The organism is Virgibacillus ainsalahensis (assembly GCF_055380755.1).
Window position 1 is genome coordinate 3,381,272 of the sequence record NZ_AP043943.1, and the last position, 17,147, is coordinate 3,398,418.

At 41.9% G+C, this 17,147-nt stretch carries 14 protein-coding genes; all 14 read right to left on the bottom strand.

Annotated features, from left to right (window positions below; genetic code table 11):
• Positions 1–10: 10 nt before the first annotated feature.
• On the bottom strand, positions 11–298 hold the full coding sequence (gene rplW / locus ACZ427_RS16770; RefSeq protein ID WP_461179984.1) for a 50S ribosomal protein L23: 288 nt from the start codon (positions 296–298) through the stop codon (positions 11–13).
• Positions 298–921: a 50S ribosomal protein L4 gene (rplD, locus tag ACZ427_RS16775; RefSeq protein ID WP_461179983.1), complete on the bottom strand. Its 624-nt coding sequence runs from the start codon at positions 919–921 to the stop codon at positions 298–300. Before rplD ends, rplW begins: the two co-directional genes overlap by 1 nt.
• A gap of 26 nt (positions 922–947) precedes the next feature.
• Positions 948–1,580, bottom strand: coding sequence for a 50S ribosomal protein L3 (rplC, locus tag ACZ427_RS16780; RefSeq protein WP_461179982.1), 633 nt, complete (start codon positions 1,578–1,580; stop codon positions 948–950).
• 30 nt (positions 1,581–1,610) lie between these two features.
• Complete coding sequence (gene rpsJ / locus ACZ427_RS16785) at positions 1,611–1,919, bottom strand: 30S ribosomal protein S10 (RefSeq protein WP_461179981.1); 309 nt, start codon at positions 1,917–1,919, stop codon at positions 1,611–1,613.
• A complete protein-coding gene (locus tag ACZ427_RS16790; RefSeq protein WP_461179980.1) occupies positions 1,919–2,074 on the bottom strand; it encodes a hypothetical protein in 156 nt (51 codons plus the stop codon). Before ACZ427_RS16790 ends, rpsJ begins: the two co-directional genes overlap by 1 nt.
• Before the next feature lie 964 nt (positions 2,075–3,038).
• Entirely contained in the window at positions 3,039–4,229 is a 1,191-nt protein-coding gene (gene tuf / locus ACZ427_RS16795; RefSeq protein ID WP_461179979.1) for an elongation factor Tu, read from the bottom strand.
• Positions 4,230–4,350: 121 nt separating this feature from the next.
• Positions 4,351–6,429: an elongation factor G gene (gene fusA / locus ACZ427_RS16800; protein WP_461179978.1), complete on the bottom strand. Its 2,079-nt coding sequence runs from the start codon at positions 6,427–6,429 to the stop codon at positions 4,351–4,353.
• Positions 6,430–6,471: 42 nt separating this feature from the next.
• Positions 6,472–6,942 carry a 30S ribosomal protein S7 gene (gene rpsG / locus ACZ427_RS16805; protein WP_461179977.1) on the bottom strand — a complete coding sequence of 157 codons (471 nt, stop codon included), beginning with the start codon at positions 6,940–6,942 and terminating at the stop codon, positions 6,472–6,474.
• Positions 6,943–6,982: 40 nt separating this feature from the next.
• Positions 6,983–7,399, bottom strand: coding sequence for a 30S ribosomal protein S12 (gene rpsL, locus ACZ427_RS16810; protein WP_461179976.1), 417 nt, complete (start codon positions 7,397–7,399; stop codon positions 6,983–6,985).
• 144 nt (positions 7,400–7,543) lie between these two features.
• Entirely contained in the window at positions 7,544–7,798 is a 255-nt protein-coding gene (locus ACZ427_RS16815) for a 50S ribosomal protein L7ae-like protein (protein ID WP_461179975.1), read from the bottom strand.
• Between the two features lie 243 nt (positions 7,799–8,041).
• Positions 8,042–11,647, bottom strand: a complete 3,606-nt coding sequence (rpoC, locus tag ACZ427_RS16820) for a DNA-directed RNA polymerase subunit beta' (protein WP_461179974.1) — start codon at positions 11,645–11,647, stop codon at positions 8,042–8,044.
• A 169-nt stretch (positions 11,648–11,816) separates the two neighbouring features.
• The gene (gene rpoB / locus ACZ427_RS16825) at positions 11,817–15,353 is read right to left on the bottom strand and encodes a DNA-directed RNA polymerase subunit beta (RefSeq protein WP_461179973.1); all 3,537 of its coding nucleotides are present in this window, start codon (positions 15,351–15,353) and stop codon (positions 11,817–11,819) included.
• A 611-nt stretch (positions 15,354–15,964) separates the two neighbouring features.
• Positions 15,965–16,567, bottom strand: a complete 603-nt coding sequence (locus tag ACZ427_RS16830; protein ID WP_461179972.1) for a class I SAM-dependent methyltransferase — start codon at positions 16,565–16,567, stop codon at positions 15,965–15,967.
• Between the two features lie 163 nt (positions 16,568–16,730).
• Complete coding sequence (rplL, locus tag ACZ427_RS16835) at positions 16,731–17,096, bottom strand: 50S ribosomal protein L7/L12 (protein WP_461179971.1); 366 nt, start codon at positions 17,094–17,096, stop codon at positions 16,731–16,733.
• Positions 17,097–17,147 lie beyond the last annotated feature (51 nt).

Sequence of the window (17,147 nt, forward strand, 5' to 3'; positions counted from 1 at the left end):
GAATTTTTTATTAAGCCTCAAAGAATTCCAGCTCATCGCTGTCTTCAGAAAGCTGTACGATAGCTTTCTTGCGGTCTGCACGGTAACCACCGTAACGTCCCATTCGCTTAAATTTACCTTTAATATTCATTGTATTTACATTTATTACCTTCACACCAAAAACCAATTCAACAGCAGCTTTAATCTCTGTTTTGTTTGCTTTTGGATAAACTTCAAACGTATATTTTTTATCTGCCATCAAATCAGCGGAATGCTCTGTGATGACAGGGCGCTTAATAATATCACGTGGATCTTTCATTATGCAAGCACCTCCCCTGCTTTTTCAGCTGCATCTTTCGTTACGATCAGCTTGTCATGCGTAAGCAAGTCAAGTACATTCAGTTCTTCTACAGTCATTACATTAACTGTTTGAAGGTTATTAGCTGAACGGATAACTGCTTCGTCTTTGTCAGCAGTGACGATTAATGTTTTTGTTTCAACATTTAGTGCGTCGAGCATCTTAATTACTTCTTTCGTTTTAGGCACATCGATTGCTAAACTATCCAAAACTACCAGGTTTTCTTCTTTTACTTTAGAAGAAAGTGCAGACTTAAGAGCTAAACGACGTACTTTCTTAGGCAACTTATAACTATAGCTGCGTGGAGTTGGGCCAAATACAGTTCCGCCGCCAACCCATTGCGGAGAACGGATAGAACCTTGACGTGCGCGCCCAGTCCCTTTTTGACGCCATGGTTTACGACCACCGCCACGTACTTCTGAGCGGTTTTTAACAGCGTGTGTACCTTGTCTTAATGATGCGCGCTGCATTACAACCGCTTCATGTAAAACATGTGTGTTTGGTTCGATGCCGAAAACGGAATCGTTTAATTCCACATCCCCAGCGTGTGAACCGTCTTGTTTTAATAGTGCTACTGTAGGCATGACATATCCTCCCTTCATTTATGTGATTAGTTAGCCTGTAATGCACTCGTGATTTTTACGAATGATTTTTTTGCACCAGGAACATTACCTTTAACTAATAGTAGATTACGCTCTGAATCTACATTAACTACTTCAAGGTTTTTAATTGTTACCTGTTCAGATCCCATTTGGCCTGGCAATTTCTGCCCTTTGAAAACACGCGCCGGATCTGCTGCCATCCCAACTGAACCTGGGCTTCTATGAAAGTGTGACCCATGGGTAGATGGACCGCGGTTTTGATTGTGACGCTTGATAGCGCCCTGGAATCCTTTACCTTTTGTTGTTCCTGTTACATCAATTTTTTCTCCAGCCTCGAAAACATCAACGCTGATTTCTTGACCAATTTCGTGTGCATCAAGATCTGCGTTACGGATTTCACGAACGTAGCGCTTAGGGCTAGTGCCCGCTTTTTCAGCATGACCTTTTTCCGCTTTGTTTGTACGTGATTCCTTTTCATCTGCAAAACCGATTTGTAGTGCCTCGTAGCCATCATTTTCCAGTGTTCTTTTCTGTAATACTACATTTGGCTCAGCCTGAATAACTGTAACAGGGGTTAGCTCTCCTGTTTCAGAGAATAGCTGAGTCATGCCGATTTTACGACCTAAGATTCCTTTCGCCATCCGTTACACCTCCTATATTTAACAATACTTTTATAATTTAATTTCAATATCCACACCAGATGGTAAGTCAAGACGCATTAACGAATCAACTGTCTGTGGTGTAGGACTAACAATATCGATCAAGCGTTTATGTGTACGCATTTCGAATTGTTCACGTGAGTCTTTGTATTTGTGCACCGCACGCAATACAGTATAGACAGATTTATCTGTAGGTAATGGAATCGGTCCTGAAACACCTGCTCCGGAACGCTTCGCAGTATCTACGATTTTTTCAGCAGATTGATCTAAAACACGATGATCATATGCCTTTAAACGAATTCTAATCTTTTCTTTTGCCATTATTTTCCCTCCTTCTCGCCCATATTATTATAGACATTCTCCACAGAAATTTCTAGACAACCCGCCATGGCAAAGGGGCCGGGTGTGCCAACAACCTTCTGCTTCATCGCCTTAAAATGACCAACATTAATATTATATAGAAAAATGTCAGCCAATGCAACACCTTTTTTTGATTACAAAGTGATTGCACATCAATGTATTATACATACTTATCCCCTTAATTGCAAGGGGAGAATTGATTTTTTTCATTAATCATGAATAACTTTATGATTTTAGCATAGTATCGAACTTTTAACAGGGCTAAAAAGCACTTTCAACTGACCATTTAATAGCTCTATGACCGAGGCTCGCGATGAGGGAGCTTCTCTCCAACCTTCAATAGCTCCTTTGCACGACTTGGTTTTAAACCACTTTGTTTGAAAACAGCTGTTATTAGAACAGGGAAAGTTATTTAGTATAACCACCATCAACCAAGCAACCAAGTTTACACCTTTTTCTGATTGGCCTTTAACGTTGCAGTTGATATAAAAGACGACGTAACTGCTGGGTTGATTTCCGCTGCGGACCGTTGCGCACCTTAGGGCAACGCTTCAGCTTCCTCGGAAGCAAAACCACTTCCTGCGGGATCTTCAGCTGTTGCTTTTCCCGCAGGAGTCAATGCTCCTCCGCTCCAATCAACCATCTTAAGAGTGCATGACTATGTTTGTTATATAATTAGGCTAATATAAGTGTTTTATGAAGTTGCGGGAGCATCTAACCAGCGAAGGAAATACACGGAGACTCCAGCGGGAGAAAGGCATCGGTGAGCCCCCGCAGTGCGACAGCATGAGGAGGCTCACCAGCCGCCCGCGGAAAGCGTAGTGTATTTCCGCAGCGGGTAAAAGCATCGACCTCATTTCAAGTTACTTCGTCTTTTATCGTTTTTGTGTCAAACAGCAACATTTTTTAATGGGGCTAACTGGACTCCCTTATCTTTTAGAGAACAGGATTCTGGTTAAATTAGCTGTTTTCACTAAAGATGGTGACGGCATGCTCTTAGTCGCCATGTTGGTTTCTTATCATACATGATATAAAAAAAGGACAGCGTTGTACGCCGTCCTTTCTTTAATAGAATTTCTATTATTTTTCGATAGTAGTTACAACACCTGAACCTACTGTGCGTCCACCTTCACGAATTGAGAAACGAGTTCCGTCTTCAATTGCGATTGGTGCAATTAATTCTACAGTCATTTCTACGTTGTCGCCAGGCATAACCATTTCTACACCTTCTGGAAGTGTGATAACTCCAGTTACATCAGTTGTACGGAAGTAAAACTGTGGGCGATAGTTACCGAAGAATGGAGTGTGACGTCCACCTTCTTCTTTTGATAATACATAAACTTCAGCTTTGAAGTTTGTATGTGGAGTAATTGAACCAGGCTTTGCCAAAACTTGGCCACGGTTAATATCTTCACGTGCAACACCACGTAACAATGCTCCAATGTTGTCACCAGCTTCAGCATAGTCAAGAAGCTTACGGAACATTTCTACACCTGTTACAGTTGATTTAGTTTTATCTTCAGCAAGACCGATGATTTCAATTTCATCTCCAACTTTAACTTCACCACGTTCAACACGGCCTGTTGCAACCGTACCACGACCAGTAATTGAGAATACGTCCTCAACTGGCATCATGAATGGTTTTTCTTTGTCGCGCTCTGGAGTAGGAATGTACTCATCAACAGCTGCCATTAACTCAACGATTCTTTCTTCATAGTCTGCATCGCCTTCGATAGCTTTTAATGCAGAACCTTTGATAACTGGTACATCATCACCAGGGAAATCGTATTCTGTTAATAGATCACGAACTTCCATTTCTACTAATTCTAATAGTTCTTCATCGTCTACCATGTCTGTTTTGTTAAGGAAGACAACGATAGAAGGTACCCCAACGTTTTTAGAGAGCAGGATGTGCTCACGAGTTTGTGGCATTGGACCATCAGCAGCAGATACTACCAAGATCGCACCGTCCATTTGTGCAGCACCAGTGATCATGTTTTTAACATAGTCAGCGTGACCTGGACAGTCAACGTGTGCATAGTGACGAGTGTCAGTTTCATATTCTACGTGAGATGTTGCAATTGTAATTCCACGTTCTTTTTCTTCCGGTGCACCATCAATTTGGTCATAAGCCATTGCAGAACCTTTACCGGATTTCTTGTGCATAACTGTTGTGATTGCAGCAGTTAATGTAGTTTTACCATGGTCAACGTGTCCAATTGTTCCAATGTTAACGTGACTTTTCGAACGATCAAATTTTTCTTTACCCATTTATAGTTCCTCCTTTAAATATACAAAAGTGTTTTTCATTTATTTTCAGCTAAGAAATAATTTCTGGGATTATCTTTTAGCCTTTACTGAAAGTTATACTTTAGATTCAGGAAAAAATCAATTATTCACCAGAATTTTTCTTGATAATTTCTTCAGAAATACTTTTTGGTACTTCTTCATAGTGATCAAAAGTCATGGTGTAAGTTCCGCGACCTTGAGTGTTTGAACGCAATGCTGTTGCATAGCCAAACATCTCAGATAATGGTACAAAACCTTTTACAAGTTGTGAATTACCACGTGCTTCCATGCCTTCCACGCGTCCACGACGGGAAGTTACATCACCCATAATATCACCCATGTATTCCTCAGGAATGACGATTTCAACTTTCACCATCGGCTCAAGGATAACCGGCTGCGCTTTTGTTTTTGCAGCTTTCAAAGCCATGGATCCAGCAACTTTAAATGCCATCTCGTTAGAGTCAACATCATGGTAGCTTCCATCATAGAGTGTTGCTTTAACATCAATTAGCGGGTAACCAGCTAATACACCATTTTCAGTTGCTTCTTTAATACCAGCTTCAACTGAAGGAATATATTCACGTGGTATAACACCACCGACGATTTTGTTGATAAATTCAAAGCCGGCGCCTTCTTCGTTCGGTTCGAATTTAACCCACACGTGACCATATTGCCCGCGTCCACCAGACTGACGTACGAATTTCCCTTCGACTTCAGCAGTTTGACGGAATGTTTCACGATAGGCAACCTGTGGTGCACCCACATTTGCTTCTACTTTGAATTCGCGTTTCAAACGATCGACAATGACATCAAGGTGAAGTTCACCCATACCAGAGATGATTGTTTGACCAGTTTCAACATTTGTTTCTGTTTTAAAGGTTGGGTCTTCTTCGGCAAGTTTACCTAAGGCAATACCCATTTTATCCTGGTCGGCCTTTGTTTTAGGTTCAATAGCGACAGAAATAACCGGCTCAGGGAATTCCATGGATTCCAGGATTACCAGATCTTTCTCTCCACATAGTGTATCCCCTGTAGAAGTGTCTTTTAAACCAACCGCTGCAGCAATCTCACCACTATATACAGTGGAGACTTCTTCACGGGAGTTTGCGTGCATTTGCAGGATACGTCCCACACGTTCACGTTTATCCTTCACAGAGTTTTTCACATATGAACCAGAATCTAAGGTTCCGGAGTATACGCGGAAGAATGTTAATTTACCAACATATGGATCCGTCATTACCTTAAAGGCTAAAGCTGAGAATGGTGCTTTATCATCTGACGGGCGAGTGACTTCTTCTTCTGTACCAGGGATGATACCTTCAATCGCTGCAACGTCGGTTGGTGCAGGAAGGTAGTCAATTACACCATCAAGTACTAATTGTACACCTTTGTTTTTAAATGCTGAACCGCAGAATACCGGATAGAATTCAACATCCAATGTTGCCTGACGAATAACCTTCTTCAGTTCCTCGTTGGAGACCTCTTCCCCTTCCAAGAACTTCATCATCAAGTCTTCATCAAGTTCGGATACTGCTTCAACCAGGCTTGCACGCAGCTCATCAGCTTTTTCCTTATATTCTGCAGGGATTTCACGAGCAGATGCACGTGTACCTAAGTCATCCTCATAATAAAATGCTTCCATTGTAATTAGGTCAATAATCCCTTCAAATTGGTCCTCAGCACCAATTGGCAGCTGAACAGGGTGAGCATTGGCTCCAAGACGGTCAGTAAGTGTGCTTGTAGCGTATTCGAAATCCGCGCCAACTTTATCCATTTTGTTAATGAATACAATTCTTGGGACACCATACGTAGTAGCCTGGCGCCATACTGTTTCCGTTTGCGGTTCTACACCTGATTGTGCATCAAGAACAGTTACCGCACCATCAAGTACCCTTAGTGAACGTTCAACCTCTACAGTGAAGTCTACGTGTCCAGGTGTGTCAATGATGTTTATACGATGGTCTTTCCAAGAAGCAGTTGTTGCTGCGGATGTAATGGTAATCCCGCGCTCTTGCTCCTGCTCCATCCAGTCCATCTGCGAAGCACCTTCATGTGTTTCGCCAATTTTATGAATACGTCCTGTGTAGAAAAGAATACGCTCAGTAGTAGTGGTTTTACCTGCATCAATGTGCGCCATAATACCAATATTACGCGTCTTTTCCAAGGAGAACTCTCTAGCCATGTATTCTTCTCCTTCCTCTTGAAAGCTTGTATTAGGTTTATTCTACCAGCGATAGTGTGCAAATGCTTTGTTGGCTTCAGCCATTTTATGCAATTCTTCTCGTTTTTTCACTGAAGCTCCTGTATTGTTAGAAGCATCCAGGATTTCGTTAGCAAGACGTTCTTCCATCGTCTTTTCTCCGCGCAGGCGTGAGTAGTTAACGATATAACGTAAAGCTAGAGCCTGACGGCGTTCAGGGCGAACTTCCATTGGAACCTGGTAGTTTGAGCCACCTACACGGCGAGCCCGAACCTCAAGTACCGGCATAACGTTTTTCATAGCCTGTTCAAATACTTCCATCGCGTTTTGTCCACTGCGTTCACTTATAAGTGTGAAAGCATTATATAAAATCTTTTGTGCTTTCCCTCGTTGACCGTCAATCATGATTTGATTGATTAAACGAGTTACTAATTTTGAATTATAAAGTGGATCCGGCAAGACATCGCGTTTAGGTACTGGTCCTTTACGTGGCATATGTCCCCCTCCTTTCCTATCTATTTATTGGGTTCAAAGCTTACTTCTTTTTAGGTCTTTTTGTTCCGTATTTAGAACGTCCTTGCGCGCGTCCTTCAACACCTGCAGTGTCAAGTGCACCACGAACGATATGGTAACGCACCCCAGGTAAGTCTTTCACACGACCTCCGCGCAACAGTACAACACTGTGCTCCTGCAAATTGTGTCCGATTCCAGGGATATATGCAGTTACTTCCATGTTGTTTGACAAACGTACACGGGCATATTTACGAAGTGCAGAGTTTGGTTTCTTCGGTGTCAGCGTACCAACACGAGTACAAACACCACGTTTTTGTGGAGAATTCTGCTTTGTAATTTTCTTTTTAAAGCTGTTATACCCTCTGTTAAGTGCTGGAGAGTCATACTTCTTAGGTTTGTTCACGCGACCTTTACGTACTAGTTGATTAATAGTAGGCATGAATGTTTCCTCCTTTCCTTTATCCATATTTAAGTTTCAAAAATGAGTCCTGGCAGTCACCCGCATTCAAGCTTTTGTAATGCCACACTTCCAGGTGGTTCATTTTTGAGCAAAAACAAAGCCTTCGCGGTGTCCCCGCCAAAACTACTGTTGTTTTATTGCTACAGTGGATGCTCCAACTTCTATACCACAAGCGTTCCCGAGTTTTTCCATTGAATCTACCCGTTTGCATGGTATGTTCTTTTCTTTTGCAAAACTTGCAACTTTTTGTGTTATTTGCCTGTCAGCATCATCAGCAATAAACACTTCACTTATTTCAGCATTCTTCATAGCTTTAAGTGTTTGTTTAGTTCCAATAATTATGCGTGATTGAACTTGAGTCACTTTTTCATAAGACATTCCTCTATATCCTCCAAAGTAACAAGTATATCAGAAGCACCTTAAGTATTCTATCACCCGGATCATTTAATGTCAATATAGAATATTATTTTTTTGGTGCTTCTGAATTTATCACTTGTTGATTCTATCTCTGTCCATCACATTCTTTAAGACTCTTAGAAAACTTAAATGAAACTGTGTTATTAAAAAGGCTGACATTATAACGTTTGACTAATCTCACGCAAGAGCCGGGACCTTTTTTAATTACTGAACTGTTTCTTCTGTTTCATCTTTCTCTTCTACAGGTTCATCCAAATCTGATTCCACATTTCGGTATTGCTGCATTCCTGTTCCTGCTGGTACGAGCTTACCGATAATTACATTTTCTTTAAGTCCTAATAGCTCATCACGTTTCCCTTTAATCGCTGCATCTGTCAGGACACGGGTTGTTTCCTGGAATGATGCTGCAGATAAGAAGGAATCTGTTTCCAATGACGCCTTCGTAATACCAAGCAATACAGGCTTCCCTGTTGCAGGCTGCTGTCCATTATTTAACACTTTGTGGTTAGCATCTCTGAATTGGTGCAGTTCAAGTAAGGATCCCGGAAGTACATCTGTCTCTCCAGCGTCAACCACGCGAATTTTACGCATCATTTGACGAACCATTACTTCCACGTGTTTGTCACCAATTTCAACACCTTGCATGCGGTATACTTTTTGCACTTCTTTAAGCAGATAGTCCTGGACGCCTTCTACCCCTTGAACACGCAGAAGATCTTTCGGATCGATAGAACCTTCTGTAAGTGCCTGGCCTGCAATTACTTCGTCACCAACCATTACCTTCACACGTGCATTATATGGAACCGGGTATGAGCGCTGTTCCACATCGCCTTGAATAACGATTTCCTGCTTATCCTTAACTTCCTTAATTTCCTGAACAGTACCGTACATTTCAGTAATAACCGCTTGCCCTTTCGGATGACGCGCTTCGAAAATTTCCTGGATACGCGGCAAACCTTGTGTGATATCGTCACCGGCAACCCCACCTGTGTGGAATGTACGCATTGTTAACTGTGTACCTGGCTCACCGATAGATTGTGCGGCAATGATACCAACTGCTTCGCCCACTTCTACTTCAGCACCTGTTGCCAGGTTACGTCCGTAGCATTTTTTACAAACGCCATGTTTTGTATTACATGTAAAGGCTGTGCGGATAACTACTTCCTCAATACCTGCTTCATCAACCTGTTTCGCCTGGTCTTCAGAAATGACTGTGTCCTTATCAATAATTATTTCACCTGTTTCAGGGTGTTTTACTGTACGGAATGCAGTACGTCCGATTAACCGGTCGATTAATGGTTCGATTAGCTCGTTTCCGTCTGTAAGAGCTGAAACTGTCAGACCGCGGTCGGTTCCACAATCTTCTTCACGTACGATCACATCCTGTGCTACGTCAACAAGCCTTCTTGTCAGATAACCAGAGTCGGCGGTTTTCAGCGCTGTATCTGCAAGTCCTTTACGAGCACCGTGAGTAGAAATGAAATATTCCAATACGGTTAAACCTTCACGGAAACTTGACTTGATCGGTAATTCAATGATTTCCCCGGCTGGATTCGCCATCAACCCACGCATACCAGCAAGCTGCGTGAAGTTCGAGGCGTTACCTCTCGCTCCGGAATCACTCATCATGAAGATCGGGTTTCTCTCACTTAAGGATTGCATTAATTCTTCCTGAATTGTATCTTTTGCCTGTGACCAGATTGCTATTACTCGGTCATAACGCTCTTCATCTGTAATCAGACCACGGCGGAACTGTTTCAGTACCTTATCAACTTTTTCTTGCGATTCATCAAGAATCACTTGTTTTTCTGGTAATACTACTATATCTGAAACCCCAACCGTCATTCCGGCTCTTGTTGAATATTTGAATCCAAGGTCCTTCATACGGTCAAGCATTTTAGAAGTTTCACTGATTTTAAAGCGTTTGAATACTTCTGCGATGATATCCCCAAGAAAACCTTTTTTAAATGGTTTAACAACATCCTGTTTTTTAATTTCTTCCTGAATGTCTGTTCCATTTTCCAGAAAATATTTATCAGGTGTTTTAATTTCCAGGTTTTCTAGTGTCGGTTCGTTAATATATGGGAAAGAATCCGGCAATATTTCATTAAAAATCAATTTTCCAATGGTTGTCAGCAATAATTGGTTCTGCTGTTTTTCACCAAATGTTTTGTTATTTAAGCTGGACGCGTGTACCGCAACTCTGGTGTGCAGATGTACATATCCGTTTTGGTAGGAAAGCAATGCTTCATTTATATCTTTAAACACTCTTCCTTCACCAACAGCTCCCGCGCGCTCCATTGTCAGGTAATAGTTTCCTAATACCATATCCTGTGACGGTGTAACAACAGGTTTACCATCTTTAGGATTGAGAATGTTTTGCGCTGCAAGCATTAGAATACGAGCTTCTGCTTGAGCCTCTGCAGATAATGGAACGTGTACCGCCATTTGGTCACCGTCAAAATCGGCATTATATGCTGTACATACTAATGGGTGCAGGCGAATGGCACGACCTTCTACCAACGTAGGTTCGAATGCCTGAATTCCTAATCTGTGCAGGGTTGGTGCACGGTTTAGAAGTACCGGATGTTCCTTGATTACATCTTCCAATACATCCCAGACATCCGGGTGTACCCGTTCAATTTTCCGTTTTGCAGATTTAATGTTATGGGCAATTCCCCGTTCTACCAGTTCTTTCATAATGAAAGGCTTAAACAGTTCAAGTGCCATCTCTCTTGGTAAACCACATTGGTACATTTTCAAATGTGGTCCGACTACAATAACTGAACGCCCGGAATAATCCACACGCTTCCCTAACAAGTTTTGACGGAAGCGCCCTTGCTTCCCTTTCAACATATGAGACAAGGATTTTAGTGGTCTGTTACCAGGACCTGTAACAGGACGACCACGACGACCGTTATCGATCAGCGCATCGACCGCTTCCTGCAGCATACGTTTTTCGTTTTGGACGATAATACTTGGCGCTCCGAGATCGAGTAATCTTTTCAATCGGTTGTTACGGTTAATAACACGGCGGTATAAGTCGTTTAAGTCAGATGTTGCAAAGCGTCCGCCGTCAAGTTGTACCATCGGTCTGATCTCTGGTGGAATAACCGGTAATACATCTAAAACCATCCAGGAAGTATCATTTCCTGAGTTACGGAATGATTCAATAACTTCCAGTCGTTTAATTGCACGGGTTCTGCGTTGCCCTTGCGCCGTTTTTAATTCTTCTCTTAAAACATCCACTTCTTTATCAAGATCGATATCCTGCAAAAGCTTGCGTATTGCTTCTGCACCCATTTGGGCTTTAAAGGATTTACCGTACTTATCATAATACGCCCGGTATTCTTTCTCTGATAAAAGCTGTTTTTTCTCCAAAGGAGTATCCCCTGATTCTGTTACGATATACGCAGCAAAATAGATAACTTCTTCCAACGCGCGTGGAGACATATCTAAAACAAGACCCATACGGCTTGGGATCCCTTTAAAATACCAAATATGTGATACTGGTGCCGCCAATTCAAGGTGCCCCATACGTTCACGGCGAACTTTTGCCTTCGTCACTTCAACACCGCAACGATCACAGACTACACCCTTATAGCGTACACGCTTGTATTTCCCACAATGGCATTCCCAGTCTTTCTGCGGCCCGAAAATCCGCTCACAGAACAGACCGTCTTTTTCAGGCTTCAACGTACGATAATTAATTGTTTCAGGTTTTTTTACCTCGCCATATGACCAGGAACGGATTTTCTCTGATGAAGCTAAACCGATTTTCATATACTCAAAATTATTTACATCCAGCAAGGGGCCTACCTCCCTTTTAGTGTACGATTTTATCCATCGTCTATCTTCGGCCTTTCCTTTATGGTAAAAGCCCTAGTTGCATTTATACAGTTAAGAAGGTTAAATCCTTCTTAACTGCTAAAAAAGCTGGTAGTCAGCTCAGATTTACTGAGCCAACACCTGCTATTCATTAATTTTCTCCAACTTCCAAGTTCAGCTTGCTTGCAGCTTGCGTCTCTTCTTCTTCCAGATCACGCATGTCGATTTCCTGTTCGTCACTTGAAAGCATTTTGACATCCATTCCAAGACTTTGAAGCTCTTTGATCAATACTTTGAACGATTCTGGAACTCCAGGTTCAGGAACGTTGTCACCTTTAACAATGGACTCATACGTTTTCACACGTCCGACAACATCGTCTGATTTCACCGTCAATATTTCCTGAAGTGTATGTGCGGCACCATATGCTTCAAGCGCCCATACCTCCATTTCCCCAAAACGCTGTCCACCAAATTGCGCTTTACCGCCAAGTGGCTGCTGCGTTACGAGTGAATAAGGGCCGGTGGAACGTGCGTGTAATTTATCATCAACCATGTGTGCCAGTTTAATCATGTACATCACACCCACAGACACACGATTGTCAAACGGTTCCCCGCTTCTTCCATCATAAAGGACTGTTTTCGCATCCCTTGGCATACCAGCCTCATCCAGTGTATCCCATACATCCTGTTCACTTGCTCCGTCGAATACCGGTGTTGCAACATGAAGGCCTAGCTGTCGTGCAGCCATACCCAGATGCATTTCGAACACCTGACCAATATTCATACGGGACGGAACACCTAATGGATTAAGCATAACATCAATTGGTGTACCATCAGGTAAGTAAGGCATATCTTCTTCTGGTAAGAGTTTTGATATTACACCTTTATTACCATGTCGGCCAGCCATTTTGTCCCCTTCATTGATCTTACGCTTCTGTACAATATAAGCACGGACTAACTGGTTTACGCCTGGTGGTAATTCATCGCCGTCTTCACGGTTGAAAATCTTCACTTCCAATACAATGCCACCAGCACCATGCGGGACTCTCAGGGATGTATCACGGACTTCACGTGCCTTTTCACCAAAGATCGCATGCAACAGACGCTCTTCAGCAGATAATTCCGTTACCCCTTTTGGTGTAACTTTACCTACTAGGATGTCTCCGTCCGTCACCTCTGCTCCAACACGAATTATCCCATGCTCGTTAAGGTCTTTAAGTGCATCCTCCCCAACGTTCGGTATATCCCTTGTTATTTCCTCAGGTCCAAGTTTTGTATCCCGTGCTTCCGATTCGTATTCTTCAATATGAATCGATGTGTATACATCGTCTTTGACCAATCTTTCACTCATAATAATCGCATCTTCATAGTTGTAACCTTCCCATGTCATGAAACCTACGAGAACGTTTTTGCCTAATGCAAGTTCCCCATCTTCCATGGAAGGCCCATCAGCGAGAACTTCGCCTTTTGTGACACGGTCACCTTCACTTACGATAGGACGCTGATTATAACATGTTCCCTGATTGGAACGAATGTATTTTTGCAGGCTGTACTGATCTACATCGCCCTGTACTTCTTTTCCATCAACTTCAGAAATACGGCGGATTCTCACTTCGTTTGCCTGCACTTTTTCCACAATGCCGTCGTGGTTATTAATAATCGCAGCACCAGAATCTTTACCATTGACATATTCCATTCCAGTACCAACAATTGGCGCTTCAGGTTTCATCAAAGGTACAGCTTGACGCTGCATGTTTGCACCCATCAAAGCACGATTGGAGTCATCGTTTTCCAGAAATGGTATACATGCTGTCGCTGCAGATACAACCTGTTTTGGCGAAACGTCCATATAATCAATTTTTTCACGTCTTACAACGGTGTGATCCCCACGAAAACTTGCGATGACTTCTTCCTCTGTAAAGGTAGCATCTTCGTTTAATTTCGCGTTCGCCTGTGCAACGATGTAATTATCTTCTTCGTCTGCTGTCAGGTAATCAATTCGCGCGGAAACTTTACCTGTTTCCGGGTCAACTCGACGATACGGTGTTTCGATAAAACCAAACTCGTTTACCTTCGCATAGCTTGACAGGGAGTTAATCAACCCGATGTTCGGACCCTCTGGTGTTTCAATCGGACACATACGCCCATAGTGAGAGTAGTGAACGTCACGAACTTCAAAACCGGCTCTTTCACGGGTTAAACCACCGGGTCCCAATGCAGAAAGACGACGTTTGTGCGTCAGTTCCGCCAGTGGATTGGTTTGATCCATAAATTGTGATAGCTGTGAGCTTCCGAAAAACTCTTTAATCGATGCAATCACAGGACGTATATTGATCAGCTGCTGTGGCGTAATACTGGAGGTGTCCTGAATAGACATCCTTTCACGCACCACGCGTTCCATACGGGACAGCCCGATACGGAATTGGTTTTGCAGTAATTCCCCTACTGAACGAAGGCGACGATTTCCCAAATGGTCAATATCATCCGTATCTCCTACCCGATGCAATAAGTTAAAGAAATAGCTTACTGAAGATAAAATATCAGCTGGAGTAATATGTTTTATATCATTACTTACATTTGCATTTCCAATAACATTTAGTTCTTTCTCACCATCTGGGTCAGTTGGATCGACAATTTTAATAGATTGAACTGGTATTTGGTCTTCAAGCACACCATCATGTGGCTCAAGAACCTTTTCACCAAGTCTTACTTCTTCATTTTCCAAATATGGAATGATTTTATCTAATAACTTACGCTCCAGTTTATCACCTTTTTGCGCCAAAACTTCGCCAGTCTCCTGATCGACAATAGTTTCAGCTAAAACTTGATTAAACAAGCGGTTTTTCAAGTGCAGTTTCTTGTTCATTTTATAACGACCAACGCGTGCCAGATCATAGCGTTTCGGATCAAAAAATCGTGAGACAAGTAAGCTTTTTGCATTTTCTACTGTAGGTGGCTCTCCAGGACGCAAGCGTTCGTAGATTTCCAATAATGCCTTTTCAGTAGTTTCTGTGTTATCTTTTTCGAGCGTACTTTTAAGGTACTCATTGTCACCAATCAAATCGATAATTTCCTGATCTGTACCAAAGCCAAGCGCTCTTAAAAGCACGGTAATCGGCAGTTTTCGTGTACGATCAATCCGGACATAAGCGACGTCTTTTGCATCTGTTTCAAATTCCAACCATGCACCACGATTTGGAATGACAGTTGCTGCTACACCTCTTTTTCCGTTTTTATCAATTTTTTCATTAAAATAGACACTAGGTGAACGCACAAGCTGAGATACAATAACTCGTTCAGCTCCATTAATTACAAACGTCCCAGTACCTGTCATAAGGGGGAAATCTCCCATAAATACTTCTTGCTCTTTTACTTCACCTGTTTCATTATTGATTAAACGAACCTTCACGCGAAGCGGAGCATTATACGTAACATCTCTTGATTTTGATTCATCCACGTCATACTTCGGATCACCTAAACTGTAATCAACAAATTCAAGTGACAAGTTTCCCGTGAAATCTTCAACAGGAGAAATGTCTTTAAACATTTCCCTCAAACCTTCTTCAAGAAACCACTGATAAGAAGCGGTTTGAATTTCGATTAAGTTTGGCAATTCCAAAACTTCGCTGATACGCGCATAGCTCCTGCGTTGGCGGTGCCGTCCATACTGAACTAGTTGACCTGTCAACTGCTTCACCCCTTAAATCAAGCATTTTGTTGTAGATTCTACTACTAAAATGATTCTTATATTTTAGAAGACCTGGCTTATCACCAAGCCTTTTGATTAGATAACCCGGCCTTTGCGATGCCTTTGCAGCAAAAGCCAAAGGCGCACTTGTGCAGTAAAAAAGTTTTATCTCTTTTTAACTGCCAAAAAATTCACTTGCCTTATACAGGAAGAAAGTTTATACTTTTTTCACTGCGATACAAATAGACTTCTTCCTCAAATCTTTAGCATTCAATTAAAATCTTGTCCTGTCAAATGCGCTACTATCTGACCGACATTCGAAGAAACCTGTAACATGGAGTGATTACAAGCTTTATAAATATATTCCAATGTTTATTCACACAGATTTTTTCAGCGGTATTAGAAAACCTGGGTATCGCCAGTTCCTTAATAGGAAGTTTCATACTTTCTTAACTGCTAAACAAAGGCAGAAATCCCATTGTTACACCTTCCTGATTTTACCATCATTTCCGGTTAACCGACGAAATATACGTTCTAATTCATAAAAATTCCTCTTGACAAAGAATCCCCATGTTAGCATTTTCCTATCATATCATAAGTAAATTACACCGTCAAACATTTATAGCTTTCAGTATAATATAACCTTTTTCTCTAGCAACTACTTGTACGTCCCCAAATATTTGTTCTAATTTATTTTTCGCTGACGGTGCGCCTTGTTTTTTTTGAATAACTACCCACAATTCCCCATCAACACACAAAGCGTCTTTTGATTCCTCGAATATCTGGTGCACGACTTTTTTTCCAGCTCTAATTGGCGGATTGGTTACGATAGCAGCAAATGAGCAGTCTCTTATGCCGGAAAATCGGTCACTCCGGATAAACGCCGCATTTTCAACACCATTTTCAGCTGCATTAAGGTGGGCAAGTGTCAGCGCCCGTTCGTTAACATCCGTCATTACCACCTGTCGTTTCGGAAAATGATCTGCTAAGGTAATCCCTATTGGGCCATACCCGCAACCAAGATCCAGAAAATCACCAGCGACAAAAGGCTCACTGAATTGCTCAATCAGCAACCGCGAACCAAAATCTACTTCATTTTTTGAAAACACACCAACATCACTGGTGAATGTATACACTTTCTCTTTTAATTGATAACTCCATGTCTTGGGTGAACTTTCGGATTGGGGTTTTTGTGAAAAGTAATGCTCAGCCATTTGGGCACCTACTTTTTAATAGAATAGGGAAGTTTCGAAAAGCCGAAACCTCGGAAGCTAAAGTTGTGCTTCCTTTCAAAAGGTCCACTTTTCTCAGGACTTTATTAAATAAGATATAGAAAGCCCGCCGTAATACGACGAGCTTTAATGGAATTAATTGGTACTACTTAACTTCTACTTCAGCGCCAACTTCTTCAAGTTTACCTTTAAGTTCTTCAGCTTCTTCTTTTGCAATAGCTTCTTTAACTGGTTTTGGTGCGTTATCTACCAAGTCTTTTGCGTCTTTAAGACCAAGACCAGTGATCTCACGTACCGCTTTAACAACTTTGATTTTTGATGCTCCAGCACCTGTAAGTACTACATCAAATTCAGTTTGTTCTTCAGCTGCTTCTCCTCCAGCTGCTCCACCTGCGACTGCAACTGGTGCTGCAGCTGTTACTCCAAATTCTTCTTCGATTGCTTTTACTAGATCATTAAGTTCCAGTACGGACATTTCTTTAATTGCACTAATCATTTCTTCATTAGTCATGACTTAATTCCTCCTAAATTCATATTATTTTATAGTTTATACGTTTATATC